The organism is Myxococcus sp. MxC21-1, from assembly GCF_032612255.1.
In the GTDB taxonomy this organism is placed as follows: Bacteria; Myxococcota; Myxococcia; order Myxococcales; family Myxococcaceae; genus Myxococcus; species Myxococcus virescens.
This window is the reverse complement of the sequence record NZ_CP123278.1, coordinates 2,834,812-2,860,932: the sequence shown is the minus strand read 5'-3', so window position 1 is coordinate 2,860,932 and position 26,121 is coordinate 2,834,812. Positions and strand designations below refer to the sequence as shown.

Annotated in this window: 17 protein-coding genes and 4 pseudogenes; 11 read left to right on the top strand and 10 right to left on the bottom strand. The window is 68.4% G+C overall.

Annotated features, from left to right (window positions below; all coding sequences use genetic code 11):
- The first annotated feature begins 103 nt into the window (after window positions 1–103).
- Complete coding sequence (locus QEG98_RS13315; protein ID WP_316566980.1) at window positions 104–958, top strand: tetratricopeptide repeat protein; 855 nt, start codon at window positions 104–106, stop codon at window positions 956–958.
- A complete protein-coding gene (locus QEG98_RS13310; RefSeq protein WP_316566979.1) occupies window positions 955–3,090 on the top strand; it encodes a putative metal-binding motif-containing protein in 2,136 nt (711 codons plus the stop codon). Before QEG98_RS13315 ends, QEG98_RS13310 begins: the two co-directional genes overlap by 4 nt.
- Window positions 3,091–3,141: 51 nt before the next feature.
- Here QEG98_RS13310 and QEG98_RS13305 read toward each other — a convergent pair whose 3' ends face one another.
- Window positions 3,142–5,274, bottom strand: coding sequence for a protein kinase domain-containing protein (locus QEG98_RS13305; protein ID WP_316566978.1), 2,133 nt, complete (start codon window positions 5,272–5,274; stop codon window positions 3,142–3,144).
- A 128-nt stretch (window positions 5,275–5,402) separates the two neighbouring features.
- Between QEG98_RS13305 and QEG98_RS13300 the strand changes: the two genes are divergently transcribed.
- Both QEG98_RS13300 and QEG98_RS13295 read left to right on the top strand, forming a co-directional pair.
- The gene (locus QEG98_RS13300) at window positions 5,403–6,545 is read left to right on the top strand and encodes a serine/threonine-protein kinase (protein WP_141589574.1); all 1,143 of its coding nucleotides are present in this window, start codon (window positions 5,403–5,405) and stop codon (window positions 6,543–6,545) included.
- Window positions 6,542–7,490: pseudogene (locus QEG98_RS13295) on the top strand (RluA family pseudouridine synthase). The gene QEG98_RS13300 and the pseudogene QEG98_RS13295 overlap by 4 nt, the downstream one beginning before the upstream one ends.
- 10 nt (window positions 7,491–7,500) lie before the next feature.
- Here QEG98_RS13295 and QEG98_RS13290 read toward each other — a convergent pair.
- Window positions 7,501–7,914, bottom strand: coding sequence for a secondary thiamine-phosphate synthase enzyme YjbQ (locus QEG98_RS13290; protein WP_011552617.1), 414 nt, complete (start codon window positions 7,912–7,914; stop codon window positions 7,501–7,503).
- Window positions 7,915–7,962: 48 nt separating this feature from the next.
- Here QEG98_RS13290 and dinB point away from each other — a divergent pair, with 48 nt between their 5' ends.
- The gene (gene dinB / locus QEG98_RS13285; RefSeq protein ID WP_090489327.1) at window positions 7,963–9,171 is read left to right on the top strand and encodes a DNA polymerase IV; all 1,209 of its coding nucleotides are present in this window, start codon (window positions 7,963–7,965) and stop codon (window positions 9,169–9,171) included.
- A 130-nt stretch (window positions 9,172–9,301) separates the two neighbouring features.
- Here the strand turns inward: dinB and pcnB are convergent.
- From pcnB to QEG98_RS13250, 7 genes and pseudogenes are all read right to left on the bottom strand, one after another.
- Window positions 9,302–11,007 (bottom strand): annotated as a pseudogene (gene pcnB / locus QEG98_RS13280) (polynucleotide adenylyltransferase PcnB).
- Window positions 11,008–11,410: 403 nt separating this feature from the next.
- Window positions 11,411–12,449, bottom strand: a pseudogene (locus tag QEG98_RS13275) (phosphatase domain-containing protein).
- On the bottom strand, window positions 12,446–13,483 hold the full coding sequence (plsX, locus tag QEG98_RS13270; RefSeq protein WP_090489927.1) for a phosphate acyltransferase PlsX: 1,038 nt from the start codon (window positions 13,481–13,483) through the stop codon (window positions 12,446–12,448). The pseudogene QEG98_RS13275 and the gene plsX overlap by 4 nt, the downstream one beginning before the upstream one ends.
- A gap of 10 nt (window positions 13,484–13,493) precedes the next feature.
- Complete coding sequence (locus QEG98_RS13265; protein ID WP_316566976.1) at window positions 13,494–14,780, bottom strand: MFS transporter; 1,287 nt, start codon at window positions 14,778–14,780, stop codon at window positions 13,494–13,496.
- Window positions 14,781–14,873: 93 nt separating this feature from the next.
- Entirely contained in the window at window positions 14,874–16,898 is a 2,025-nt protein-coding gene (gltC, locus tag QEG98_RS13260) for an adventurous gliding motility protein GltC (RefSeq protein ID WP_410478008.1), read from the bottom strand.
- Window positions 16,895–17,665, bottom strand: a complete 771-nt coding sequence (locus QEG98_RS13255) for an outer membrane beta-barrel domain-containing protein (protein WP_201425059.1) — start codon at window positions 17,663–17,665, stop codon at window positions 16,895–16,897. Before QEG98_RS13255 ends, gltC begins: the two co-directional genes overlap by 4 nt.
- Window positions 17,662–18,489 carry an outer membrane beta-barrel domain-containing protein gene (locus QEG98_RS13250; protein ID WP_316566975.1) on the bottom strand — a complete coding sequence of 276 codons (828 nt, stop codon included), beginning with the start codon at window positions 18,487–18,489 and terminating at the stop codon, window positions 17,662–17,664. The genes QEG98_RS13255 and QEG98_RS13250 overlap by 4 nt, the downstream gene beginning before the upstream one ends.
- A gap of 271 nt (window positions 18,490–18,760) precedes the next feature.
- Here QEG98_RS13250 and cglC point away from each other — a divergent pair, with 271 nt between their 5' ends.
- The 6 genes from cglC to ybaK all read left to right on the top strand — a co-directional run bounded on the left by cglC (window position 18,761) and on the right by ybaK (window position 25,086).
- Complete coding sequence (gene cglC, locus QEG98_RS13245) at window positions 18,761–19,276, top strand: adventurous gliding motility lipoprotein CglC (RefSeq protein WP_316566974.1); 516 nt, start codon at window positions 18,761–18,763, stop codon at window positions 19,274–19,276.
- 95 nt (window positions 19,277–19,371) lie between these two features.
- Window positions 19,372–20,802, top strand: coding sequence for a vWA domain-containing protein (locus QEG98_RS13240; protein ID WP_316566973.1), 1,431 nt, complete (start codon window positions 19,372–19,374; stop codon window positions 20,800–20,802).
- Window positions 20,803–20,962: 160 nt separating this feature from the next.
- Entirely contained in the window at window positions 20,963–22,777 is a 1,815-nt protein-coding gene (locus QEG98_RS13235; RefSeq protein WP_316566972.1) for a long-chain fatty acid--CoA ligase, read from the top strand.
- 191 nt (window positions 22,778–22,968) lie between these two features.
- A complete protein-coding gene (purE, locus tag QEG98_RS13230; protein ID WP_140853892.1) occupies window positions 22,969–23,466 on the top strand; it encodes a 5-(carboxyamino)imidazole ribonucleotide mutase in 498 nt (165 codons plus the stop codon).
- The gene (gene purK, locus QEG98_RS13225; RefSeq protein ID WP_316566971.1) at window positions 23,463–24,605 is read left to right on the top strand and encodes a 5-(carboxyamino)imidazole ribonucleotide synthase; all 1,143 of its coding nucleotides are present in this window, start codon (window positions 23,463–23,465) and stop codon (window positions 24,603–24,605) included. Before purE ends, purK begins: the two co-directional genes overlap by 4 nt.
- A 4-nt stretch (window positions 24,606–24,609) precedes the next feature.
- On the top strand, window positions 24,610–25,086 hold the full coding sequence (gene ybaK / locus QEG98_RS13220) for a Cys-tRNA(Pro) deacylase (protein WP_011552603.1): 477 nt from the start codon (window positions 24,610–24,612) through the stop codon (window positions 25,084–25,086).
- Window positions 25,087–25,093: 7 nt separating this feature from the next.
- Here the strand turns inward: ybaK and QEG98_RS13215 are convergent.
- Window positions 25,094–26,105: pseudogene (locus QEG98_RS13215) on the bottom strand (zinc-binding dehydrogenase).
- Window positions 26,106–26,121: the final 16 nt, after the last annotated feature.

Genomic DNA, 26,121 nt, shown 5'->3' with positions numbered 1-26,121 from the left:
GCGAAGCTTGCGCTGTTGGGCAAGCCTCGCGGGGACTACGCGGGCACAGCAATTCGCACACCCTTTCTTAGACAAAAGTACGAGCGTGGTAGCTTTGCCATTCATGGAAAGCTCCATTCTCAAGAAAGCACCGCTCCAGGTATGGGTGCTGAGCTTCACGCTGTTGCTACCTGGACTGGCTTTCGGGCAAACCGTGACGGCCAAGGCCGCGCAAGCCAGTTCGCGCGACTCCTCGTTTCGCGCACGGTTGAAGGCGGCAGCGCAGCTCTATGAGGAACTTGAGTACGAGCAGGCGCTGAAGACGCTCACCCAGGCCAAGGCACTGGCCACAACGGACGACGAACGGGCAGAGGCCGCGATGTATGAGGCCATTGTCCTCGCCGATCTCGGGAGACGCTCACAGGCCCTCCGCGCATTCCGCGAAGCCCTGTCACTTCAACCAGACTCCCAGCTCCCCGTCAGGGTCTCTCCCAAGGTGGCTCGGGACTTCGACGACGTACGCAAGAAGCTCCAGAGCGAACGCGTGGCTTCGGCCCCCGTCGAGCCACCGCCCGCCCCATCGCAGGACCGCCCCGTCCTCGAACCCGAGGGAACCGCGTCGGCCGTCGCGACACCATCACCTGCTGCGCCAACCCCTTCACTCCTCACCAGCGCCGAGCCCGAACTCATGGCACATGAGTCAGCGGGCCTCCGCATCCGTCCCCTCCCCGTGGCCTTGCTTGGTGCAGGGGTGCTCGCGGGTGGCATCGGGAGCTACCTCGGCCTGCGCTCCCGGAGCGACATCCAGAGCGCGCGAGACACCTTCAGTGTCGATGAGCAGATGGGACATCTGGACGCGGCGCGCGGAAAGGCGCTCGGCGCCAACATCTTGTTCGGTGTCGCGGCGACAGCGGCGGCGGGAGCGGTCATCACCCACTTCCTGGGTAACGAAGCCACGGCGCAGCGGGAGGCGCGATGAACCGCATTTTTCTGGCGTGCCTTGTTCTCCTGTGCGGCATGGCCTGCACCGTGCCCAGCCTCGACGAACTCCACCCATGTGACATCAACGACCTCATGGGCGACTCCGTCGACGCATTCCTGGGTGACAGGCCGACGTGCAGAGCCCTCAAAGTGTCGATCGACTACTCGGGGTTCCTTCCTGGCTGCGTGCTCGTCAGTGCCCGGGGCGAAGCCAGTGGGAAAGCGTCCTCCGTCGAGATTGCCGGCAAGGGCGGCCGCTCAGGAGGGTCCCTCCTCGTCAGTGTATTTGCGCCGAGCAACTGGGGCGACTCCGTCCAAGTGGAGGCACGTGCATTTGAGCAGAACTGCGAAGCGACACCCGTGATGACGCGTTCGATACGCGTGAGCCCCAAAACGGGGAAGACCGAAACAGTGACGCTGTCGCTCCAAGCAACGGACGCGGACGGCGACGGGTACGTCTCCGTGCTCACCGGCGGAACGGACTGCGACGACAACAACGCGAGCATCCACCCGGCTGCAACCGAGCTTTGCAACGACGTCGACGACAACTGCAACGGACAGTCGGACACGGTGGAACTGCGCCTGGGCCAGAGCTGCACGGAGGGCGCAGGCTGTGAGGGCGTCCGTGTGTGCGGCGGGAACGGCGAGGTCCTCTGCAACATGCCGCTGGCCGCGTATGCCTACCCCGACGTGGACCAGGACGGATACGGCGACCGGAACGCCGCTCCCGTCGCCTTCTGCGACGGTATCCCGCAGGGCTATGTCGTGAGCCCGGCGGACGACTGCAACGACAACAACGCCAGCATCGGGCCTGCCGCAACGGAGATCTGCAACGGCGTCGACGATAACTGCAACGACCAGATTGACGAGACGTTCACCGACCTCGGCACGGCGTGCACCGCGGAGGCCCAGTGTGCCGGCGTCTACGTCTGCGACGCCTCCGGCATCGCCACCACCTGCCAGGCCACGACGACGCCCACTGACTGGTTCCTGGACGGCGACGGAGACAACTTTGGTGACGGCACGGCCGTGACGTCCTGTGTCTCGCCTGGCGCGGGCTACGTCGAGGTTGGTGGCGACTGCAACGACGGCAACCCGTTCACCTACCCTGGCGCGCCGGAGCTGTGCGACGCCCTGGACAACAACTGTGACGGGAATCCCGAAGGCCCCGAGGTGTGCCCGAGCGGTGGTGCCAGTTGGGCAGCCCGGACCGTGGGTGCAACCGATCAGGAGTGGCGCTCCATCTTCACCGAGGTCCCCGGCGATGTGACTGTCGTGGGCAGTCAAGGAGGGACCGCGATACTCACGCCGCCCTCATCCACGTTCCAGACCAACGCGACCAATTGCGGCGACAGCAGCAGGAGCTGGCACGCCGTCTGGACGGACATGGCCAACCAGGGCCGCCTCTACCTCGGCTCGTCGGGAGGAAGCCTCACCTTCCTGGACAGGAGTCAGAATGCCTGCACCCAGACGCATGACATGGCCCGATGGATCCGAGGGCTCGTCGGGTTCCGCCGCGAAGGGACCCTTGAGATTCATGGGGTCACTGAGAACTCCGGCTCAGCAAACCAAGGCCTGACTTTCACGTGGACCGGAGAGGCCGGGCCGAATGAGCTGAACTTCGGAACCACCACTGTCGGGCCGCTCTTCGACCTCCACGGGCGTTCCCGGTCATTGCTGTTCGCGGTCGGCGGATTCGATGGCGGGTCCAGCAGACCTCGAATCTACCGTTTCAACACCAACACCAGTCAGTGGCAGTCGGAGCAGGTGGAGACCGCGATCTCAGGCTTGGGCCGACTTCGCGGCGTCTGGGTAGTAACCGACCGGGTCGCATTCGCCGTGGGCGAGTATTTGAGCGGCCAGAACTCCGTCCTCCGCTGGGACGGCAGCACGTGGAGCAGGATGCCCTTCCCCAACACGAACACCGAGACACTGACCTCCGTCGTCGCATTCGGAGCAAAGTCCGTCTACGTCACCGCCTACAACGGTCGCATCTACCGGTACGACGGCACGCAGTGGCAAATCATCTTCGAGAACACGAGCCTCCGATTCAACGACATCGCAGGCACGAGCCCCGCAGACCTCTGGGTCGCGGGAAACAACAGACAGATTCTCCACTGGCCTCAATAGCAAGCCTCACCACCGAGGCCACACATCAGGTGGCCTCGGTGCGGGCGCGGCTCACTCCGCTTCGAGATTGAGCTTGAACACATTGGGCTGGCCCGCCTTCACATCAACGGTCCGGGTCACGTCCTTACCCAGTTCCTTGTTGACGAGCCGGACGGTGTGTCGCCCCTCCGACACCTCAACCGCGGCGAACGGCGTCTGCCCCAGGACCTTCCCGTCCAACGACACCACGGCATACGGACGGATGCGGAACTCCAGGCGCCCCTTTGCGACAGGCGCCACCTTCTGAGTCGGCGCCCTTTCACGAGCCCGCGATGGATTCGGCACTGGCTCCCCAGACGCCTTCGCGGGCTCACGCTTCGCCACGACAGCGCTCCCCTCCTTCGAAGCCACTCCGCCGTTCTCAGGCGGAGCATCCTTCACAGTGGGAAGCCCTGCTTCGGGCGTAGTGGCATCCCGTTCGACGCGCGGTTCCTGCGGCGCCACGGGGACGTCCGCCGAAACCTGCGGTTCCGCCTGTGCCCTGTCACTCGAATCCTGAGCGCTCGCCTTCACGTCCACGGCTGGTTTCGCCTGCGGCACATTCCTGCCGCCTTGGCTCGGAGCAACAGGCTCGCTCGGCAACTGCGTGAGCGGCGGTGGATTCACACGAACCGGCGAGACCTCTGAATCACCGCCGCGCATCACGGTGACAGCGCCGCCCACCAACAGCGCCACTACGGCCCCGACGATGACGGCAACCCGCCCTCCTGGCCGCCCTGACGGCACCGTCGCGGCGTACTCCGTGCTCCGCGTATGCACGGCGTCGTCCGCGTCCTCGGGAGTCGTGGGCGCCGATGAAGCCTCTCCTGGCGGCGGCGACGAAGCAGCCGCCATCGCCACCGCGTCTTCGTCACGCGCATGCGGCACCTGTACCTTCGCCCCCGAGGCCCGGGACTGCGCTCTTGGCCGAGACGTTCCACGCGCTGACGCATCCGCCCGAAGCGCGGGCGTCTTCACGACCACCGGGTACGACTGAAGCGTGTCCTGCTGCGGGGAGGCGCGCGGCTCCAACGCCTGCACCACGCCACCGATGGCAATCGGCATGGGCGTCGTCGGCGACGTCGAATCCGCCGGCACCTCCACGGGCGCAACGAGCGACCGGGGCATCGGCGTCGTCGGCGAGGTCGAATCCACCGGCGGCGACACCATGGACGCGCTCCGGGCATCCGACTTCGCCTGCGACGCCACCGCGCCCTTGCTGCCTCCCTTCGATGGCGTCATCGCCGGAGCCGCGGCCACCTCCGGCACCCACTGCGCGATGCGCTGGGCAATCTGATACGCGCCCACCGGCTCGCCCGTCGACAACACGAACCGCTCCAGGTCGTCCTGCAACGCCCGGCAGTCCGCGTACCGCCGGTCCCGGTCCTTCGCCAGCGCCTTGTCGAGCACCTGCTGCAACGCCACGGGCACGTCCGGCCGCCGTTGCACCACGGGAATGAACGGCTCGAACAGAATCGCCTGCATCACGCTCACGTCCGTCGTCGCATCGAACGGCCGCTTCCCCGTGAGCAGTTCGTACAGCACCACCCCCAGCGCGTAGACATCCACCCGCCGGTCCATGGCCTTCGCCTGGAGCTGCTCGGGCGGCATGTACGCCACCTTGCCCTTCACCACGCCCGTGAGCGTCCGGTGCCCCTGCCCCGCCACCTTCGCGATGCCGAAGTCCACCACCTTCACCGCGCCCTGCCGCGACACCAGGATGTTGTCCGGGCTCACGTCGCGGTGAATCAAGCCCAGCGGCTCGCCCGTCTCCACGTCACAGAACTCGTGCGCGTACGCCAGCCCCTCCGCCGCGGCCGCCACCACCTTCGCGCAGAAGGCGGGGGGCAGCGCTTCCTCCGCGGCCCGCTTCACCAGCTTGCGCAGGTTCGGGCCGTCGATGAACTCCATGGCCAGGAAGAAGCTGCCCTCGGCCTCACCGAAGTCGAAAATCTGCACGATGTTCGGGTGCTCGAGCTGCGCCGCCAGCCGCGCCTCGCCCAGGAACATCTCGACGAAGGCCGCGTCCTCCGCCAGGTGCGGAAGGATGCGCTTGAGCACAAGCGTCTTCTCGAAGCCGCGTGGCCCCGCGGCCTTCGCCAGGAAGACCTCCGCCATGCCGCCTGACGCAAGCTTTCGCACCAGCTGGTACTTCCCGATTTGCATTGACTCGGGTTCTCTCAGGTTTGTCGGAAAAGTAAAACCACTTGCCGCCAGTTCTGCCGTGCGCCGAGCAATCAGGCGATGCCAACGTTGACCCTGACGTGACGTGGTCCGTAGGATTTCGGCACCCCATGCCCCCGAAGGTCATCGGTCCCTACCGCGTTCTGGAGACGCTTGGCAGTGGCGGGGCAGGAACCGTTTATCGGGCCCTGGACCGCCGCACCACCGACGAGGTCGCGCTGAAGCTGCTTTCAGCCGGCCCCGCGCGGGATGCTCGTGCCGCGCGCAGACTCGCCCGCGAGTTCGACACACTCGTAGACCTGTCTCACCCCAACGTCGTGAAGGTGTTCGAGTCCGGCGTGCACCAGGGCGTGCCGTACCTGGCCATGGAGCTCATCGAGGGCCTCACCCTCCGCCACTACCTCGACCTGAGCAGCGGCGACCGGCAAGCCCCTCCGGGCAGCCACACGCCGCGCAGCCCCTTGTCCGTCCTCCGGACCGCGGACGACGACTTCGGCCCCTTGAGCCGGAGCTTCTCCGATTCGATGGATGACTCGGAGGACAGCCCGTTTGACGGCACCTTCGGCCTGGAGGCCTTCGCGGAGGAGGCCCCCAGCGAGGACCTGGAGAGCTTCGCCTCCAGTGGCAGCCCGCACGTGGGTATCGGCTCGGATGATTCGCTGGAGGGCTTCGACCTGCCGCCCCCCATGCCGCGCCCCGCGGAGCCCGAGGAGGAGCCGGGGCGCGTGGTCCGCGAAGAGGACCTCAACCGGCCCGAACGCATGGGACGTCTCAAGGACGCCATGCTCCAGATTTGCGAGGCCCTGGCCTACATCCACGGCCACGGCCTGGTTCACCGCGACCTCAAGCCGTCCAACATCATGGTGGACGACGACCGGCAGGTGCGGCTGATGGACTTCGGGCTCGCCAAGTTCCTGGCGGACGACGCGGCCATCACCGAGGCCGGCAAGCTGGTGGGCACCTACCGGTACATGGCGCCGGAGCAGATTCTGGGCGAGCCCCTGGATGGACGCTCCGACCTGTACAGCCTGGGGGTCATCCTCTATGAGCTGCTCAGCGGGCGGCCTCCCTTCGACGCGAAGACGCCGCACGAGCTCTGGCGCCAGGTGCTGGAGACGGAGCCGCCCCCCGTGCTGGCGCTGAACCTTCACGGGGACCCGCAGCTCGCGCGCGTCGCCCACCGCCTCATCCGCAAGGAGCCGGACGACCGGTTCCAGACGGCCGAGGAAGTCTACGAGGCCCTGTCCGAGTGAATCCCTCCAAGCTGCACACCCTCACCGTGGACGCCGACAAGGCGGGTCAGCGGGTGGACCTCTTCATTGGTGAAGCGCTGGGCTTGTCTCGCGCGCGCCTCAAGCGCCTCTTCGAGGCGGGCGCGGTGAAGGTGAATGGCCGCCCCGCGAAGAAGGGCCTCACGCTCACCGCCGGGCAGCACATCGCCGTCGAGGTGGAAGAAGAGTCCCGCGAGGCCGTGCCCGACGCGGACTTCCCGCTCACCGTGCTGCACGAGGACGACTCGCTGGTGTTCGTGGACAAGCCCGCGGGCCGGCCGTCCCACCCCCTGCAGTCCGGAGAGACGGGCACGGTGGCCAACGCGTTGGTGGCCCGCTATCCCGAATGCGCTCAGGCCTCGCTGGACGCGCGCGAGGGCGGCCTGTGCCACCGCCTGGACGTGGAGACCTCCGGCGTCGTCGTGGCCGCGCGGACGCGGGACGCGTGGAACGCCGTGCGTGAGGCCTTTGGCAGCCGCGCCGTGGACAAGCGCTACCGGCGCTGGTGACAGGGCCACTGACGGACGAGGGCGACATCGACCTGCCCCTGCGTCACCACCCCCGGCATCCGGACCGCGTGGAGCCCGCGCCCTACGGGGCCGAGGACGCCCGGGAGGCGGTGTCGAAGTTCACCGTGCTGTCGCGCTCGGGTGAGTTCAGCGTGGTGGAGGTGAAGATTCTCACCGGCGTGCTGCACCGGTGCGCGCGCACCTCGCGGGCATTGGCGCCCCCATCGTCGGCGACAGCCTCTACGGCGGACGCGAGGCCCCGGAGCTGGGCCGCTTCTTCCTGCACGCCCGCTCCCTGGGCCTGACGCACCCGCGGACGCGGCGAAACATGACGGTCCACAGCCCCCTGCCCCCGGAGCTGCGCGCGGAGCTGGAGCGGCGCGGCCTGCCCCTGCCCCGCGGTGAGCAGCGGGACTGAGGGCTTTCCACTATTCGCCCATGACCTTGACGATGACGCGCTTTCGGCGCTGGCCGTCGAACTCGGCGTAGAACACCTGCTGCCAGGGCCCCAGGTCCAACTTCCCGCCCGTGACGGGGATGATGACCTGGTGGTGGACCAGCAGTGACTTGAGGTGGGCGTCGCCGTTGTCCTCGCCCGTGCGGTGGTGGCGGTAGTCGGGACCGGCGGGCGCCAGGTGCTGGAGCCACTCCCAGATGTCTTCATGGAGACCGGGCTCGTCGTCATTGACGAAGACGCCCGCGGTGATGTGCATGGCGGAGACGAGGACCATTCCCTCCTGGATGCCACTCTTGCGCACCAGGGCCGTCACGGTGTCGGTGAGACGGACCAGCTCCCGCCGCCGCGGTGTCTCGAACCACAGGTACTCCGTCAGGCTCTTCATATCCGTATCCGCCAGGCGTCAGAGTGCCCCGCTAAAGTGACTCACACCATGCGAGCCATCATCCACGTGGACATGGATGCCTTCTATGCATCCGTGGAGCAGCGGGACAACCCGGCCCTGAGGGGCAAGCCGCTCATCGTGGGCGGGCATGCCCAGCGCGGCGTCGTGGTCGCCGCCTCCTACGAAGTGCGCCCCTTCGGCGTGCGCAGCGCGATGCCCATGGCCCGTGCGACGAAGGCCGCGCCGCATGCACTCGTCGTGAAGCCCCGCTTCGCCGCCTATGCCGAAGCCAGCGAGCAGGTGTTCGCCATCTTCGAACGCTACACGCCGCTCATCGAGCCGCTGTCGCTCGACGAGGCCTTCCTGGACGTGACGGCGTCGGTGGGCCTCTTCGGCACGCCCGCGGACATCGCCCGGCGCATCCGCAAGGAGATTGCCGACGAGTTGAACCTCCCCGCCTCCGCGGGCGTGGCTACTGCGAAGTTCGTGGCGAAGATTGCCTCCGACCTCGCCAAGCCCAATGGCCAGCGGGAGGTGCGCGCCGAGGAGACGGTGGCCTTCCTCGCGGGCCTGCCGGTGTCGCGCCTGTGGGGCGTGGGGCCGAAGACGGAGGAGGCGCTCCGGCTCGCCGGGCTGAAGACGATTGGCGACGTGGCGGCCCGGGACTTGGACTGGCTGGAAGACAGGCTGGGCTCCAGCGGACGGCACCTGTGGGAGCTGTCCCAGGGCATCGACACGCGCGAGGTGGTGCCGGACCGGGCCGCCAAGAGCGTGGGCGCGGAGGACACCTTCGACGAAGACCTCGTGGGGGTGGACGCGCTCAAGCCGCACGTCCACGCCCAGGCCCTGCGCGTGGCCCGGCGGCTGCGGCGAGCGGCGCTGAAGGGCCGCGTGGTGCAGCTCAAATTGAAGTTCGCGGACTTCACGCTCATCACCCGGCGCACCACGCTGCGCGAGGCCACGGATGATGGGCAGACGCTCTACCGCGCGGCGCTGGAGTTGCTGGACAAGTCGCACCAGGGCAAGCCGCTGCGGCTCACCGGCGTCAGCGTGCAGTTGGACGAGGAGCCGCCCCAGTTGGGCCTCTTCCCCGCCGCCCCGCCACGCACCGCGAAGCTGAACGCGGCGCTGGACAAGATTGCCGAGCGGTTTGGCAGCAAGGCCATCACCACCGCGGACATCGCCGGCAGCGAGGCCACCGACAGCGCCGAACACCGCTCCGAGCGCCCGGTGGACAAGGGCGGGCCCAAGGACTGAGGGCCCGGTACGGGTGGGGCCTCACGCCTGTTCGCGGAGCGGCCCACACCTCACGGTAGCGACTTCGACTCAGGCAGCGCCCGACCCGGAAGCCGAGCCGGTGCCCTCACAGCACGGACGCGACCTCGAGTCAGGCGTCGCCCGACTCGGAGGACGAACCGGCGCTCTCACCGGACGAGCCGTTCGCCGAGGGACGGCGGCGACGGCGGCGGCGACGGCGCTTGCGCTGGCCTCCCGCGTCGGACTCCTCCCCTCCGCGGCGGCGGCACGCGGCTGCGGCACCTCGCCGGCCTTCCACGCTTCCAACTGCTCGCGATTCTCGCCCGTGGCCTCCACCGTCATCTCGAACACGGTGAGGGCCTCGCTGAAGAGCGGGTGCCGCTTGAAGGCGGCGCTGCGGCGACGGCGCTCACCGGACAGGGTGCGCTGGGCCAGCAGCAGCATGCGGCAGCGCTCGGCGATGCGGCGCGGCAGACGCGCGGACTGGACGAAGCCCGCGAGCAGGTCTTCCACCACCTGCGACACGGACGGGCGGCCCTCCTGCGACTCCTCGGGCCCCGTCGAGCGGCTGATGGGAATCAGCAACATCGCCAGGAGGATGGCGTCGTCCAGCGCCTCGCCCGCGGACACGCGCCGGTCCAGCGACTCCGCGAAGGCGTAGAACGTCTTCTCGCCTTCCTTGCCGTGCTGCTTGAGGTACGCGTTGACGGGCGGCAGGAGGATTTTGAGCGCGTCCAGCGCGTCCAGCAGCTTCAGCGCCGGCGCGGACACACCGCCGCGGATGAGGCGGAACGTCTCCTCCAGCAGGCGCGCGGGCGCGCAGCGGGGCAGGTCCTCCACCGCGCCTTCCATGGCCGCATACGTCCGCGACTCGATGTCCAGGCCCAGCTTCGCCGCGAAGCGCACCGCGCGCAGGATGCGCACCGGGTCCTCGCGCATGCGCACTTCCGGGTCGCCAATGGTGCGGATGAAGCGCTCATCCAGGTCACGGCGGCCCCGGACGTAATCGATGACCCGCCCTTCGGCCACGTCGTAGAACAGGCCGTTGATGGTGAAGTCACGGCGGCGCGCGTCCTGCTGCGCGGTGCCGAAGACGTTGTCGTGGGTGATGAGCAGGTCCTCACCGTCCCCCTCATCCTCACCGCCGTTGGCCGCCGCGTGCTCCAGCTCCGTCGGATTCGCACGGAAGGTGGAGACCTCGATGATCTTCCCGCCTTTGAAGTAGACGTGCGCCAGCCGGAAGCGCCGGCCAATCAGGCGGCAGTTGCGGAAGATGCCGCGCACCTCGTTCGGCGTCGCGCTGGTGGCGATGTCGAAGTCCTTCGGCTTGCGCCCCAGCAGCAGGTCACGCACGCAGCCGCCCACCATGTACGCCTGATGGCCGTGCTGGTGCAGGCGGAGCACCACCTTGAGGGCGTCCGGGTCCAGCTCATCGGGGTCGATTTCCGCCGGCTCGCCGCTGGGCCGGACATGGGGCGCGTGCAGCGCGCGCTCATCGGGCGTCGGCTCCGGTTCGGGCTCCAGGACGATGGGGACTTCCTCGACGTCCTCGCCCCGGGCCTCCGCGGCGTCCTCAGCCTCGGCGGCGGCCAGCGCGGCCTCGGCGCCCAGGACGGCGTCGTCCAGGCCCGACTCGGCCGAGTCTACCTCGTCGTCATCTTCCTCGTCGTCCTCGTCCTCGTCCTCGGCATCCGCGTAGGCGGGGGCCGGAGGCGGCTCGGCGGGGGTGGCGACTTGTATCGAGGGGATTTCAGTGGGGGCCTGCTCGTCGGCGGCCACGGGCTTGGAGGCGCTGTCCTCTTCAGGGTGCGCCGACAGCTCCAGCTGGGAGTTCATGGGAACCTCTTGTTCGCCGCGCTCGGAAGTCCCTGCCGCCTCGGAAGAGGCAACCTCGCGCGCGTCATTCTCGGGCGCAGGTGGCAGCAGACCGCCGGCAGGCGGCGTCTCAGTCAAATCTCGCGTCATCAGCCAGGGACACCCCATCGGGGCGCTTGTAGGCCTGCCGTCTATACCGCATCCTCCGGGTAGGGAGTAGCGATGGACGACATTGTTGTCGGATGTCACCGGGCAGCGGGCTCCCCCGCCCGCTTTCCTGCTCCCAACCAGGGGACAGGGCACGCGCGAAGCGTGGGGGCCGCGGGCCTGTGTCCTGTATCAACACAGCGTCCGCCGGAAACGTTCTGGGGCCGGCCCGCGAGGGGAACGCAGGCCCACCCGGGGGCAGCCGAGCGTCCTGCCCCTACTGCGGCTTGGTGCGCCCCTTGTGGTTCCGGGGCAGCGCGTGGTGGATGAGGGAGACGTAGTCCACCGCCTGCACCGGCGGGGGGCGGCGGCGTGCCCAGCGCGGCCAGGCGCTTGCTGAAGGCGGCCAGGATGTCCGGCATGGGCCGCATCGCCGCGAGCAGCTTGTTGGGCCCCTCCAGCGCCTGGGACAGCGCCACCGCCGCCTGCTGGAGCGGCAGCCCGCGCCGCAGCAGGTCCTGGAACGAGTTGGACAGGGTGATGATGTTGTGGCCCGCCGTCTGCACCATCTCCACTGCGATTTTCAGCACCTGCGGCGCCGTCAGGTGGCCGTCCGCCAGCAGCACCAGCGCGGCCTGGAAGTAGTTGAAGATGGGCACCACGCGCGGTCCGTAGGGCGTGAAGTGCGCGGGGGGCGTCAGCCTGTCCAGGTGGATGAAGATGCGGCGCACCGGGTCGCCCACCGGAATCTTCTTCCACGCCTCGCGCACCCGCAGCGCGTCGTCCGGGTACACCCCGCCCGCCTCCAGCACCTGCGACAGCACGCGCTCGTCCACGCGGCCCGCCACCAGATCTGCGAAGAGCGAATAGATGAACGCGTCCGCCTCCGCGTCGTCACCGAAGAGGACTTCCTCCGCCTCCACCGGCGCGTGCACCCGGCTCTCCAGAATCGCGGGCAGCTTGTAGCCCACCTGCCCGCGCAGGGCCCGGAAGCGGCCGCGCAGCAGGTTGCCCACGTTGTCCTTGAGGACGAACTCGTCCCACCGCACGCCGTCCAGCTTGAGCTTCTCCTCCAGCACGGCCCGCATCTGCTTCGGACTGCCGGAGACGATGCACAGCCGCGAGTCCCCGTTCTCCGACAGCTCGCGGATGAGCGCGCTGGCGCCCGGCACGGCCACCTTCTGGTGGGCCTTCTGGAACGCCGTCCGCACCAGGTCACGGAGCGAGTCGAACTCCGTCTGGAGGTACGTCTTGTCCAAATCCCAGCGGTAGATGCGCCGGGGCGGACGCGGGTCGATGCGGTCCGGCAAGCTCACTTCTTCAGGCCTTCCCGGATGGCGGCGCCCAGGTTGTTCGACACCACCTTCGCCGCGACCTTCCCCGCGTTGGCGATGGCCCGCGACTTCGAACGCCCGTGTGCCTTGATGAAGATTTTATCGAACCCCAGGATGGGGGCCCCGCCGTACTGGTTCCAGTCGGTGATGTCCTTGATGCGTTGGATGCCGCTGGACAACATCGCGAGCCCCGCGCGCCACCGCAGGCTCTCCTTGTAGGCGTACTGGGCCAGCTCCACCACCGTGTCGTGGACGCCCTCCAGCATCTTCAGGCAGACGTTGCCCACGAAGCCATCGGTGACGATGACGTCCGCGGTGCCCTTCGGAATGTCGATGCCCTCCACGTTGCCGATGAAGTGGATGTCCTTCATCTCCGACAGGCGGGCATGGGCCTCCACCACGCGGGGCGGGCCCTTCTGCGGCTCGATGCCATTGGACAGGAGCGCCACCTTGGGGCGCTCGTTCTGGGAGATGATGCGCGCGTAGGCGGAGCCCATCACCGCGAACGTCACCAGGTCATCCGCGGTGGCCTCCACCGTGGCGCCCACGTCCAGGATGAGGGAGAACGGGTCCCCCTTCGCGCCGCGCACCGAGCGCGTCGGGTACACCGTGGCCAGCGCCGCGCGCCGCACGCCGGGGATGAGCTGGAAGTGCCGGGCACACGCCAGCACGCCCGCGCCCGTGTTGCCCGCGGACACCAGTGCCTGCGCCTCGCCCTCCGCCACCAGCCGCGCGGCCACCGCCACGGACGCGTTCGGCTTGCGCGCCAGCGCCTCGCCTGGCTTCTCGTCCATGCCGATGAAGTCCGCCGCGTGCTGCACGGAGATGCGCTCGCCGTTGTGCTTCGTCTCCGCCAGCGCGTCGTCGATGAGGGTGCGGTCCCCCACCAGGAGCGTGTGGATGTGGGGGGACTCGAGCGACAGCATCGCCGCTCCCCGGACCACCTCGGCCGGGCCGTGGTCCGTTCCCATGACATCGAAGGCAATCGTCACTGGCTGCGGCTGCGTCCCCACCATGTCCTCCATCTTAGGACCTTTGCTCGGCCCCCGCGCCTGCCATTCTCGTCTGGGCCACCAGGGACAATCCCAGGAGCCCCGCCATCGCCACCATGCTCGCCGCCGTCCCGTACGGGGCCGCAGGCCCCAGCCGGGTGAAGAGCCAGCCTCCCAGCGCCGGCCCCAGAATCCGCCCCAGCGAGCCGAAGGCCTGGTACGCCCCCAGCACCGCGCCCAGCCGCTCCGGCGGGGCATGCAGAGATACCAGGGCGGACAGACACGGTGTCACCAGCGCCGACCCCACCGCCAACAACCCCATCACCGGGAACAGCCACGCATAATCCGGCGCGACGGGCAACAGGGCCAGCCCCGCCGCCGTCAGCCCGAAGCCCACCGTGGCCAGCAGCGCCTCGCGCCCCGGCGCGCTCCCGGGCCCTCCCGTCAGCCGGCGCACCAGCCCGCCCTGCACCGCCGCGGAAATCACCCCAATCGCCGCGAAGAGCCAACCGGAGCGCAGGCTGGCCTCGCGCAGCACGTCCAGGTCCGTCACCGCCGCCCGGAGGAACAGCCCGCCTTCCTGGAGCGGCACCGGCCCGGACGACAGGAAGCGCGTCAGCAGGTAGACGGAGAAGGTGCCTTCCATCTGCGCGAAGGCGGTGGTGAACACCAGCATCAGCACCAGGCAGCGCCCCACCACGGGCAGGCTCATGGCCAGCCTGGCGCCCTTCAGCGTGCGCGCGTGCCCTTCCCCCGGGCGCCCCTCCACCCGCGTCTCCGGCAGGTAGAAGTACGTGCCCGTCAGGTTGATGGCCACCAGCCCCGCCGCGAACAGACCGATGGCGAGGTTGCCACCCCAGGCGCCCAGGAAGCCGCCCAGCGCCGGTCCCAGCACGAAGCCCAGCCCGAAGGCCGCGCCAATGACTCCCATACCCCGCGCCCTGTCCTTCGGCGTGGTGATGTCCGCCACCACGGCCTGTGCGGTGGAGATGTTGCCACCGGAGATGCCGTCGATGACACGCGCCAGGAAGAGCAGCGGCAGCGACTGCGCGAAGGCGAACAGTAGGTACGCCAGGAGCGAGCCCACCTGGCTCACCAGCAGCACCGGCCGGCGGCCGTACCGGTCGCTGAGCCGGCCCAGTATCGGGGCCGACACCAGTTGCATCAGCGAGAAGACGGAGATGAGCAACCCCACCGTGAAGGGCGAGGCACCGAACCGCACGCCGTACACCCCCAACTGGGGAATCAGGATGCCGAACCCGATGAGGTCCAGCGCCACGATTCCGAAGACGACACGGAGTGACGCCGCCCGCCGCACCACCAGTTGCCCCTTTGCTGAAAAAGAAAACCGCCGGAGCGCGAAGATAGCGCCCCGGCGGCTCGAATGGGGGAGAAGTCCCGGGTCCGAAGGGCTTTACATCGCCTCGGCGGACTGGACGTTCCGGTTCGCGGTGTCGCGCTCGATGCAGCCCTTGGTCATCGTGTACTGGTAGGTGCCCAGCTCGTCACGCCAGTACTCGCCCTCGTACGGCCAGTAGAGCTGGTCGTCCTGCACGGCGACGGAGTACTTGTACTTCTTGACGATGGCCGTGCGGCCGCCCGCCTTGAGCTGCTCCTCCAGGAACTCCTTCTCCTTGGTGGTCGTCTCGAACTTGATGCGCAGGCCGTTGGCCAAGAGCTGCTTGAGCGCCACCAGCTCCGTCTCCAGCTTGCCCTTGGCCATGATGCCGGCCTTGGAGATGAGCGCCGTGCGCTGCACCTTGAGCCCCTCCAGCAGGGACTTGCTCAGCTCGGAGTACTTGAAGGTGTCCGCCCGGTTCGCGAAGGCGTCCATCTCCGCCTCCAGCTCGAGGATGGAGTCGTTCGTCTTGCGCAGGTCCTGGTCCGTCAGGGCCAGCCGGAGGATGCGCTCCAGGATGATGTCCGTCTCGTTCTTCTCCAGGCCGTCCTTGTTCTTCTTCTGCACGTCGGAGAGCACCGAGTAGTACTCGCTGGCCTCCATGTTCTTCTTCACCAGCGCCTCCAGCTGGTCGTGCACAGGCAGGTAGGTGCGCTCGAAGTCCTGGAGGATGATGTTGGACTCCCGGTAGCGGCAGTTCTCGTAATAGATGACCGCCTTCAGGATGAGCGCCTCCGGGAAGTACTCCTCGCGGAAGAAGGGCGACGACAGGGTGATGAGGCTGCCCAGCGCCTGCTCGTACTGGCCCACGCGGTAGTTGGCCCAGCTGGACTCGAAGAGGGCCTCCAGCCACTGGGTGTTCCCGCGCTCCACCTTGCCCAGGTAGAAGAGCGCGAAGCGGTTCTGCTGCATGCCGTAGTGCGTGCGGGCCAGCTGCATGAAGGCCAGCTCACGCAGCGACTTGTCCATCTTCGCCTGGTCCACCGTCTTGCCCGGCACCGGACGCGTGAGGCGGACGACTTCCTTCATCGCCTCGATGGCGGCCAGCATCTCCCCGTTGGCGCGCTTGGCCGCCGCGTCCTTCTGACGGCTGCCGTTGCGGAAGGAGGACAGGCCCTCCAGGTACTTGGCGCGAGGGAAGAACGGGTCGGTGCGCGGAATGGTCAGCGCCAGCCGCTTCACCTCCGAGAAGCTCTTGTCGGCCTCCTCGGGCTGCCCCACCTGGTCCAGCGCGCGGCCACGCACGAAGTGGTAGCGCGCCAGCAGGTAGCGGAACTCGTTGCGGTACTTCTCAGGGAACTCCTGGTTCGCGTGACGGGCAATCTCGTCGAGGATGACCGTCTCGTTCTTCGTCTTGCGGCTGATGAAGAAGAGCCACTCCAGGCTCGTCTTGAAGAACTTGGTGGACGGGCCCAGGGAGAGGATCTTGGAGAACTCGCCCAGGGACGAGTGGTACATGCCCATGCGGTAGAGCGACTTGGCCAGCACGTAGCGCGCCTCGGTGTGCAGGCCCGCCAGCTTCGGGTCCTCCAGCAGCTCGTGCGCCGCCATGGAGGCCTTCTCGTACTCGTCGTTCTTGAAGAGGCTGACGGCCACGTCCAGGCGCTGGCGGTCCGCCGTCTTGCCGGAGACGTCCACCGCGTCGAAGGACATGGTGGGCGCGGCCGGCTTGGGCGCCTCCTGCGTCAGGTCCAGGCCCATGCCCATGCTCCCGGTGTTCGCGGGAGGCGAAGCCGGGGTGGGCGCGGGCGTGGAAGGGGGCGCCACGGGCGCCGTCTCCGCGGGAGACACGCTCGTGGGCGCCTCGCTGGAGGAAGCAGCGGCGGCATCGTCGTCCGCGTCCTCCTCCTGCACCGGCACGGGCTTCGCCTTGTCGGCGCGGCTCTTGCGGGTGGGCTTCTTCTTGGGAGTGGTGCGCTTCTTCTTCTTGGACTGGCCGGCGAGGTCCAGGCCCTCGAAGTTCTGCGCGTAGGTGGGGGCCGTCCACGCGAGCGACAGCCCGAGGACGGCGACACGGATGAGCCGGAAGGAGCGCATCATGACTCGGACCCGAAGAAGAAGGAGACACCCAGCTCGAACAGGAGCTGGTTGCGCAGGTAGTTGCCGGAAACCTCGTCACCCTTCTCCACGTAGATGAGGTCACGCAGCTCCGTGCGCAGCGTGATCCACCGGTTGAGGAAGAAGCGCGCGCCCACGCCCAGGTTGGCACCCGGTGTGAGGTAGTTCTGTGCCACCGCGCCCGGCGAGTCACCGGGACCGCGGTACTGCACCACCGATGCGCCCGCGATGCCGTACAGGTCGAAATGGACGAAGGTCTCCGCCAGCAGCGACACCTTGCCGTAGATGGGCGCCCACTGGACGTCCGCGCCACCCAGCAGCTTGATCTGCCCCGGCGCCTTCCCGTCCAGCTCGTCGAGTGAGGGAGGCACACAGCCGCGCGTGGAGCCCTCGCCTCCATCCCCGAACGTGCATTTCTGCGCCGCGCCAGCCACCGTGTTGATGGCGTAGCCCACGCGAAGGCTGACACCCAACGTCTCCATGGGGTGGTACGTCAGCGTGCCGCCGAAGATGTACTTGCTGTAGAACGCGTCGCGCAGCGACAGCGTCGCGGACGGGCTGAACTCGAAGCGGCCCTTCTTGAGGAAGACGTGGCCGGAGACCGGCCGGACGCGCTCGCGCAGGGGCCCGAGCCGGTCCTTGTCGACCTCCGACACGTCGCCGGCTTCCGCCTCTTCGGTGGTCTGGGCGAAGCCCAGCACGGGCGCCGTCAGACAGAGGGCGAGGAGCACACGGAAGAAGCGCTTCATTCCGAGTCCCTCCCCGTCGACTTGAACGGCAGGAACAGCGAGATGCCTGCGTTGAGCGTCATGACGTTCTGGATGGCGCCCTTGCTGCTACCCAGGGGCTGATCCACATAAGAGGTGTTGATGAGGGCCACGTTGACGGCGATGTAGTCCTGAGCCACGAAGCGCATGCCCAGGCCCAGGTCAGCGGCCGGGTTGAGGCCTCGCCCCGGCAGCGCCGAGGTCTCCGTATTCACCACGCCCGCACCCGCAAGCAGGTAGCCGTCGAAGTGGAGGATGGAGTTGAGGAACGCCACCTTTCCGTAGATGGGGCTCCACTCCACGTCGCCCATCGCGGACCACTGGGGCACCGAGTAGTAGATTTTGCTGTTGAAGGTCCGCTTCGCGGTGCGCACGTCATCCGACGGCAACACCTGCATCAGCGAGGCCCGGGCGGAGATGGCCAGCGTGTCCGCCAGGTAGTACGCGCCCCGGACCGACAACCCCACCTTCGAATAGAAGGGGTCGTTGACCGAGAAGCTCACCAGCGGCGTCAGCTCGAAGCGGCCCTTCTTGAGGTAGACCTTCCGCTGGACGCTCTTCACCCGGTCTTCCTGGGTGATGTCCGTCAGCGGCAACTGCGGATCCGCTTCCAATGGCTCGTCCGCGGGGCGGGACGCCGCGGCCGGTGTGGCCTCCTCCACCGGAGGAGGCGCGGGTGATTCTGCATCCTGCGATGACTCGGCCTGCGACTCGTCGGTAAGGTCGAGTCCCATGCCTTCCTGGCCCTGGGCGGATGCCAGTGCGGGCACCAGACACAGGGCGAGCAGCAACTTGGGGCGGTTCAAATCCGGAGGCTCCGTGAGGGAGGGGGGCGTAACTGCCACCGGGGGTTCAGCGCGACTCTCGGCTTGCACATCCTATCGGTCGTATTCCCAACCATCAACCGCGCTGAGCAAGCCCGGTTACCGCCTATCCCTCCGGTATTCCTTCACAATTCCACCCGACGTACCGCCGTACGGGGGCGTTGGTGTTCCTGGGGGCTGTGCTACCCTCCTGAGGCTCGCGGGCCCCGAGGTCCCGTGCCCCATCCCCCCCTTTGTAGAGGTCAGAGGTCCCATGAAGATGTTCGTGCGAACCGCCCTCATGATGTCCGCCGCGCTCCTGTCGGGTGGCTGTGAGGTGGCCAGCGAGATTGGCAAGCCCTGCACGCTGGTGCGCAAGGCGACCCCCGAGGAACTGGCGGCCGGTAGCGATGTGGCCGTTCCCATCCTGGAAAAGGAGATCGCGGCCCAGCAGGACTTCATCTCATTCGGATCCGTGAACTGCGAAGACCTGATCTGCGTGCGGGATCAGGACTACCCTCGTGCCCTCAACCCGGATGGATCGCTAAACGAAAACGAACCGGCCCGGGGATACTGCAGCAAGCCCTGCGTCGAGGGCGCGTCTTCGTGCGACGTGACGGACACCGACGACGTCAATCCGGACCTGCCCGGCCGGATGTCGTGCCGCCCGATGCTGCTGGATCAGGACACGCTGGATGCACTCCGCTCCGCGGACGAGGCCTTCTACCGGCGGACGTTCGGCGAGAACAACTCGCCCTTCTTCTGCGCCGGCGCGCTCATCCCGGATTGACCCACCCGACACTTTTCGCGCGGAGGGGTAGACCTTTCCGCGCGACTGGTTCGTAAAGGGAGGGCCCGCGCTGTTTCCGCAAGGAGCCCTGCCTCATGAACCGTACGGTCGTCTTCCTCAGTCTGGCTGGCGGTCTCGCGCTCACCGCATTGGTGCTGGGACTGCCCCAGATGGGCACCCCGCCGGAGCCGATCGTCCTCGTCCACCCCACGCCACCGCCGCCCGTCCCGCCACCGCCGCCCGTCGTGCCCGCCACGGTGGGCTCGCTGACGCTGACGAGCCGGCTGTCCCATCCGTACGTCCCCGCGGGCACCTCCGAGGTGTTCGCCACCTTCGACCTGTCGGGCGCGCAGGTGCCGGGGGCACAGCGAAGCCCTGTCAATCTGGCGCTCGTCATCGACCGTTCGGGCTCCATGAGCGGCTACAAGCTGGCCCAGGCCAAGCAGGCGGCGCGGCACCTCATCGGGCTGCTGAATGACCAGGACCGGCTGGCCATCATCCACTACGGCTCGGACGTGAAGAGCCTGCCGTCCCTGGAGGCCACGGCCGCCAACCGCGAGCGGATGTTCCAGTACGTGGACGGCATCTGGGACGAAGGCGGCACCAACATCGGCGCGGGCCTGTCCGCCGGGCGCTATCAACTGTCCACCGCGCAGCGGACCTACGGCGTCAACCGCCTCATCCTCATGAGTGACGGCCAGCCCACCGAGGGCCTCACCGCCGACGAGGAGCTGACGCGGATGGCGCGGGAGCTGCGCGCCACCGGCCTCACCCTGAGCGCCATTGGCGTGGGCACCGACTTCAACGAGGACCTGATGCAGGCCTTCGCCGAGTACGGCGCCGGTGCCTACGGCTTCCTGGAGGACGCCGCCCAGCTCTCCACCCTCTTCCAGAAGGACCTGCAGCAGGCCGGGACGACGGTGGCGCGCGGCGTGACGATGACCTTCACCCTGCCCCCTGGCACGTCACTGGGCGAGGTGCTTGGCTACCGCGCCAGCCAGTCCGGCAATCAGGTGCACGTGTCGCTGCCCGACTTCTCCGCGGGCCAGTTGGAGCGCGTGGTGGTGCGACTCAACGTCACCGGGGACTCGGTGGGGCGGACGGCGCGCGTGTTGGACCTGAAGCTGGCGTACACGGACCTCATCCGTGACGCAGAGGTGGCCAACGAAGCCTCGCTGTCCGCGGTGGTGACCAACCGGCGCGAGGAGGTGCTCGCCCGCCAGGACCGCGAGGCCACCGTCTACGCCGCCCGGGCGCGCAGCGCCGTCAACATGCAGAAGGCGGCCGAGGCCCTGAGCGAGGGCCGCAAGGACGAGGCGAAGCTCTACCTGCAACGCAACCAGGCGCTCTTTGACGAAGCCAGCGCGGTGTCCGGCAGCGCCGCGGTGGCGGCGGACCAGGCCGAACAGCGGGCGGTGATGGACGAGTACGACAGCGCGGAGGGCGAAGAGGCCCGGCGCTCGCTCGTGAAGAAGAGCAAGGTGAAGGCGCTCAAGAGCTTCGGCAAGCTCGGCTCCACGTACTGAGAGTCGTCCCGCACATCACCCAGACGCCCCGCCGCACTGCGTCGTGTTCACGATTGTGTGCAGGTGGGGCGTGAAGTTTCAGGAATGGGCCCACACAGGATGCGTTCAGCCTTAAGCTGCGGCACCTCAAACCAACCTGTTTCCGAGTGGAGCCCCCCTCATGCAGCTCCCGCAGTTCCAGACCCTCATCGACATCTTCAAGCGCAGCACCTCCACCTTCGGCAGCCGTGACCTCTTCGGAGAGAAGAAGAACGGCCAGTGGGTCTGGACGACCTACTCTCGCTTCGGAGAGATGGTCGACGACCTGCGTGGTGGGCTCGCTCAGCTGGGCGTGGGCGCGGGCGACCGCGTGGCCGTCATCTCCAACAACCGCCTGGAGTGGGCGGTGGGCGCGTACGCCACGTACACGCTCGGCGGCGCTTACGTCCCGATGTACGAATCACAGCAGGTGAAGGAACTGCAGTTCATCCTCAACGACAGCGGCTCCAAGGTCGTTTTCTGTGCCACGGATGACATCGCGCAGCGCATCCAGGCCGTACGCGCGGAGCTGCCGCACCTGGAGCACATCATCCGCTTCAGCGGCACCACCAGCGACACGGACAGCTTCGCGACGCTGCTGCGGCGGGGCGCCGAGACGCCCACGCCCCTGGTGAGCCCCAAGCCGACGGACCTGGCCGGCCTCATCTACACGTCGGGCACCACGGGACAGCCCAAGGGCGTGATGCTCAGCCACTCGAACATCGCCCGCAACGTGTCGGCGATGCACGAAGTGTTTCCCATGGGGACGGAGGACCGCTCCCTGGCCTTCCTGCCGTGGGCGCACGTCTTCGGCCAGACGGTGGAGCTGCACGCGCTGCTGTCCATGGGCGCGTCCATGGCCATCGCGGAGGCGGTGGAGAAGATCATCGACAACCTCTCCGAGGTGAAGCCCACGCTGCTGTTCAGCGTGCCGCGCATCTTCAACCGCATCTACGACGGCCTGCAGAAGCGCATGGCCGGCGAGAAGGCGGTGACGCGGTTCATGTTCCACCGCGGCCTCGCGGTGGCGGCCCAGCGGCGCGCGCTCGCGGAGGCGGGCAAGTCGAGCGGCCTGCTGGACCTGCAGCACGCCTTCTTCGACAAGGTGGTCTTCTCCAAGGTCCGCGCGCGCTTCGGCGGGCGGCTGAAGTACGCCTTCTCCGGTGGGTCGGCCATCTCCAAGGAGGTGGCGGAGTTCATCGACAACCTCGGCATCACCGTCTACGAGGGCTACGGCCTCACGGAGACGTCGCCCATCGCCACGGCCAACTTCCCCAACAACCGGAAGATCGGCTCGGTGGGCAAGGCGCTGCCCGGGGTTCGCGTGGAGATCGACACGGCGGCCACCGGCGAGGCGACGCAGGGCGAAATCGTCGTCCACGGGCACAACGTGATGATGGGCTACTACAACAAGCCCGAGGAGAACGAGAAGGTGTTCACCGGGAACGGCGGCTTCCGCACCGGTGACATGGGCTACCTGGATCCGGACGGCTACCTCTACATCACCGGCCGCATCAAGGAGCAGTACAAGCTGGAGAACGGCAAGTACGTGGTGCCCAGCCCCATCGAGCAGTCGCTGACGCTCTCCACCTACATCGCCAACGCGTTGGTCCACGGCATGAACAAGCCGTACAACGTGGCCATCATCGTCGTGGACGTGGACACGCTGAAGAAGTGGGCCGCGGAGAAGGGCCTGGACACGACGTCCATGCCGGAGCTGCTCAAGCGTCCCGAGGTGCTCCAGCTCTACCGTGAGCAGTTGAACGAGTTCACCCGCGACGTGAAGGGCTATGAGCGCCCGCAGCGCTTCCTGCTCATCAGCGAGGACTTCACCGTCGCCAACGACATGCTCACCCCCAAGATGAGCGTGAAGCGCCGCAACGTCGTGGCCCGCTACAACGACGCCATCGAAGCCCTCTACCGCGAGGGCAGCGACCGCAGCGTCTCCGCAGCCTAGCCGCCCTGGGTGGCGGGCAGGGGCTCATCCCCCTGCCCCACCCTGTGTGCGAGTGCGCACCGGGAATGCGGGAAGGCCGGCGTGTCATCCTCGTCACCTGCACCTTTCCGTGTTGACCCGCGGAATCCCCCCGCCCTATCTCCGCGTTCCTCCTGGTTTCGGCGGGACAGCGCACGGAGGCGCGCACACCAATGGCGAGCACGGTCACCCCGTGGGTCGGGGTCATCATGGGCGGTAAGAGCGACCTGGAGCACCTGCAGCCCGCGGTCGACATCCTCAAGGAACTGGGCATCCCGCACGAGGTGCGCGTGGTGTCCGCCCACCGCACCCCGGACTGGATGATGGAGTACGCGTCCACCGCGGAGTCGCGGGGACTGTCCGTCATCATCGCCGCGGCGGGCGGCGCGGCGCACCTGCCGGGCATGGTGTCGAGCAAGACGCTGCTGCCCGTCATTGGCGTGCCCATGCCCACCACGCTGCTCAGCGGCCTGGACGCGCTGCTGTCCATCGTCCAGATGCCCAAGGGCGTGCCGGTGGGAACGCAGGCCATTGGCAAGCCGGGCGCCGCCAACGCCGCCCTGCACGCCGCGGCCATCCTCTGCCTCAAGTACCCGGAGCTGCGCGAGCGGCTCGCGGCTTGGCGCAAGGCGCGTACGGACGAAGTGCTGGCGCACCGGGAGCTGTCATGAGCCCCCGCGTGGTGCTGCCCGGCGGCACGATTGGCATGCTCGGCGGCGGCCAGTTGGGACGGATGATGGCCCTGGCCGCGCGCACGCTCGGCTTCCAGGTCCAGGCGTTGGACCCGGACGCGGACTGCCCCGCCCACTCCGTGGTGGACCGGTGTGTCACCGCGTCCTTCGGTGACACGGCGGCCGCGGAGACGCTGGCGCGCGCGTGCGACACCGTGACGCTCGAAATCGAGAAGATTCCCCTCGCCACGCTGGAAGCGGTGGCGCGGCACACCCCCATGCGCCCAGGTGCGGACGTGCTCCGCGTGATTCAGCACCGGGGCCGGCAGAAGGGCTGGCTCGCCAAGGGCGGCTTTCCCCTGGGCCCGTGGCGCGAGGCGCACTCCGCCGCGGAGCTGGCCGAAGCCATCCAGGCGCTGGGTGGACGCTGCTTCGTGAAGTCCAGCGAGGGCGGCTACGACGGACGCGGGCAGGTGGAGGTGACCTCCGCGGACGAGGCCGCCCAGGCGTGGCGCGAGCTGGGTGAGCGCTCCGTGGTGGTGGAGGCCGCGCTGGCGCTCCAGTCCGAGCTGTCCGTGCTGGTGGCCCGCAGCCCCCATGGAGAAGTGGCGGTGTATCCGCCAGCCTTCAATCACCACGAGGAGCGCATCCTCGCGTGGTCGCTGCTGCCGGGACCGCTGCCGCCCGCGGTGCTGAACAAGGCCACGGAGCTGGCGCGCGGCATCACCGAGTCGCTCCAGGTCGAAGGCCTGCTCGTCATCGAGCTGTTCCTGCTGAAGGACGGCAGCTTGCTCGTCAACGAGCTGGCGCCGCGCCCGCACAACAGCTTCCACTCCACCGAGGTGGCGTGCCTCACCTCGCAGTTCGAGCAGGCGGTGCGCGCGGTGTGCAACCTGCCGCTGGGCTCCGTGGAGGTGGTGCGTCCAGCGGCCATCGTCAACCTGCTGGGCGACTTGTGGCTGAAGGACGGCGGCCCTCGCTTCCAGGAGGTGCTGGCCATGCCCGGCGTCCGCCTGCACCTGTACGGCAAGCGGGAGGCGCGCAAGGGCCGGAAGATGGGGCACCTGTCCGCGGTGGGCAGTTCGCCCGAGGACGCGCTCGCCCGCGTGCAGGCCGCCGCCACCGCACTGGGGATGTGAAGCCGTGAAGACGAACAGCGCCCGGCTCCTGGACTCGCTCGGCGTGAAGTACGCGCTGCGCGACTACGACGTGGACCTGGAGGATTTGTCCGCGGAGTCGGTGGCGGCCAAGGTGGGCATGCCCGCCGAGCAGGTCTTCAAGACGCTGGTGGCGCGCGGCGACCGCACCGGCGTGTTGATGGCAGTGGTGCCCGGCAACGCGGAGCTGGACCTGAAGGCGCTGGCCCGGCTCAGCGGAGACCGCAAGGTGGACACCGTGCCGCTCAAGGAGCTCCAGCCGCTCACCGGCTTCATCCGGGGCGGCTGCACGGCCATCGGCGGCAAGAAGGACTATCCCGTGTACGTCGACGAGACGATGGAGCTGTTCGATGCCATCGCCGTGTCCGCGGGCGTGCGTGGCACGCAGCTCGTGCTCGCCCCCGCGGACTACCTGCGCGTGACGAAGGCGAAGACGGGCCCCATCTCCCGCGACAAGGCCTGAGCCCGGCTCACGGTGATTCGCCCGGGGCCTGCCCCTGCGCGGGAACGAAGAGCACCTTGCCGGACGTCATGTCCGCGGAGGCGATGCGCACCGCCTCGCCCGCGGACTCCAGCGGGAGCCGGGCGCGCACGGGCGTCTCCAGCGTCTGCCCCACCAGCGACGGCACGCCCATCAGCGCCTTGATTTGCGCGGCGCCGAAGCCTTGCCGGTGCCACTCCGACAGCCAGAAGCCCTCCACCCGCTTGCGCCCGAAGATGAGGTCCCCGGGCGCGATGCGGCACTCCTGTTCGGAGAGCGAGCCATACACGATGACGGTGCCGCCCTCCGGCAGCGCGTGGAGCAATTGCCCGGTGAGCCGCCCGCCCACCGGGTCGAAGGCGAGCGACACCTTCAGCTCGTGACATACGCGGAGCAGCCGCTCCTCGAACTCGGGCTCGTGGGTGCTCAGCACGTACTCCGCGCCCAGGCCCTGGAGCAGGGCCACCTGCTCCGGGCGCCGCACCACGTTCACCATGGCCACGCCCCGGCGCTTGGCGAGCGCCAGCAGCATCCGTCCCATGGTGCCCGCGGCGGCCGTCTGCGCCAGCGCGGTATGCCCCCTCCTTCGCACGCTCCATCAACACCCACGCGGTGAAGGGATTGATGAAGAGGCTGGCGCCCTGCTCGTCGGAGACGTGGCCCCGCAGCGGCAGGCACTGCCCCAGGGGCACCGCCGCGTACTCCGCCCACAAGCCGTCCCCCTCGCCGGGCGCCACACACGCCACGCGGCGCCCCACCAGGAGCCGGCCCGCGACGCCGCCCGAGGCCACCACCGTCCCGCTGGCCTCCAGGCCCGGCACCACGGGCAGCGGCTTGCGGATGCCGTACTGCCCACGCATGAACATCAGGTCCGCCGGGTTGATGGGGGCCGCCGCCACGCGCACCAGGACCTGGCCCGTGGTGGGCCGAGGCACCGGCCGTGACTCCACGCGCAGGGACTCCGGCCGTCCGTCATAGGCGGTGAGGACCAGCGCGCGCATCGTCTCGGGAACGACG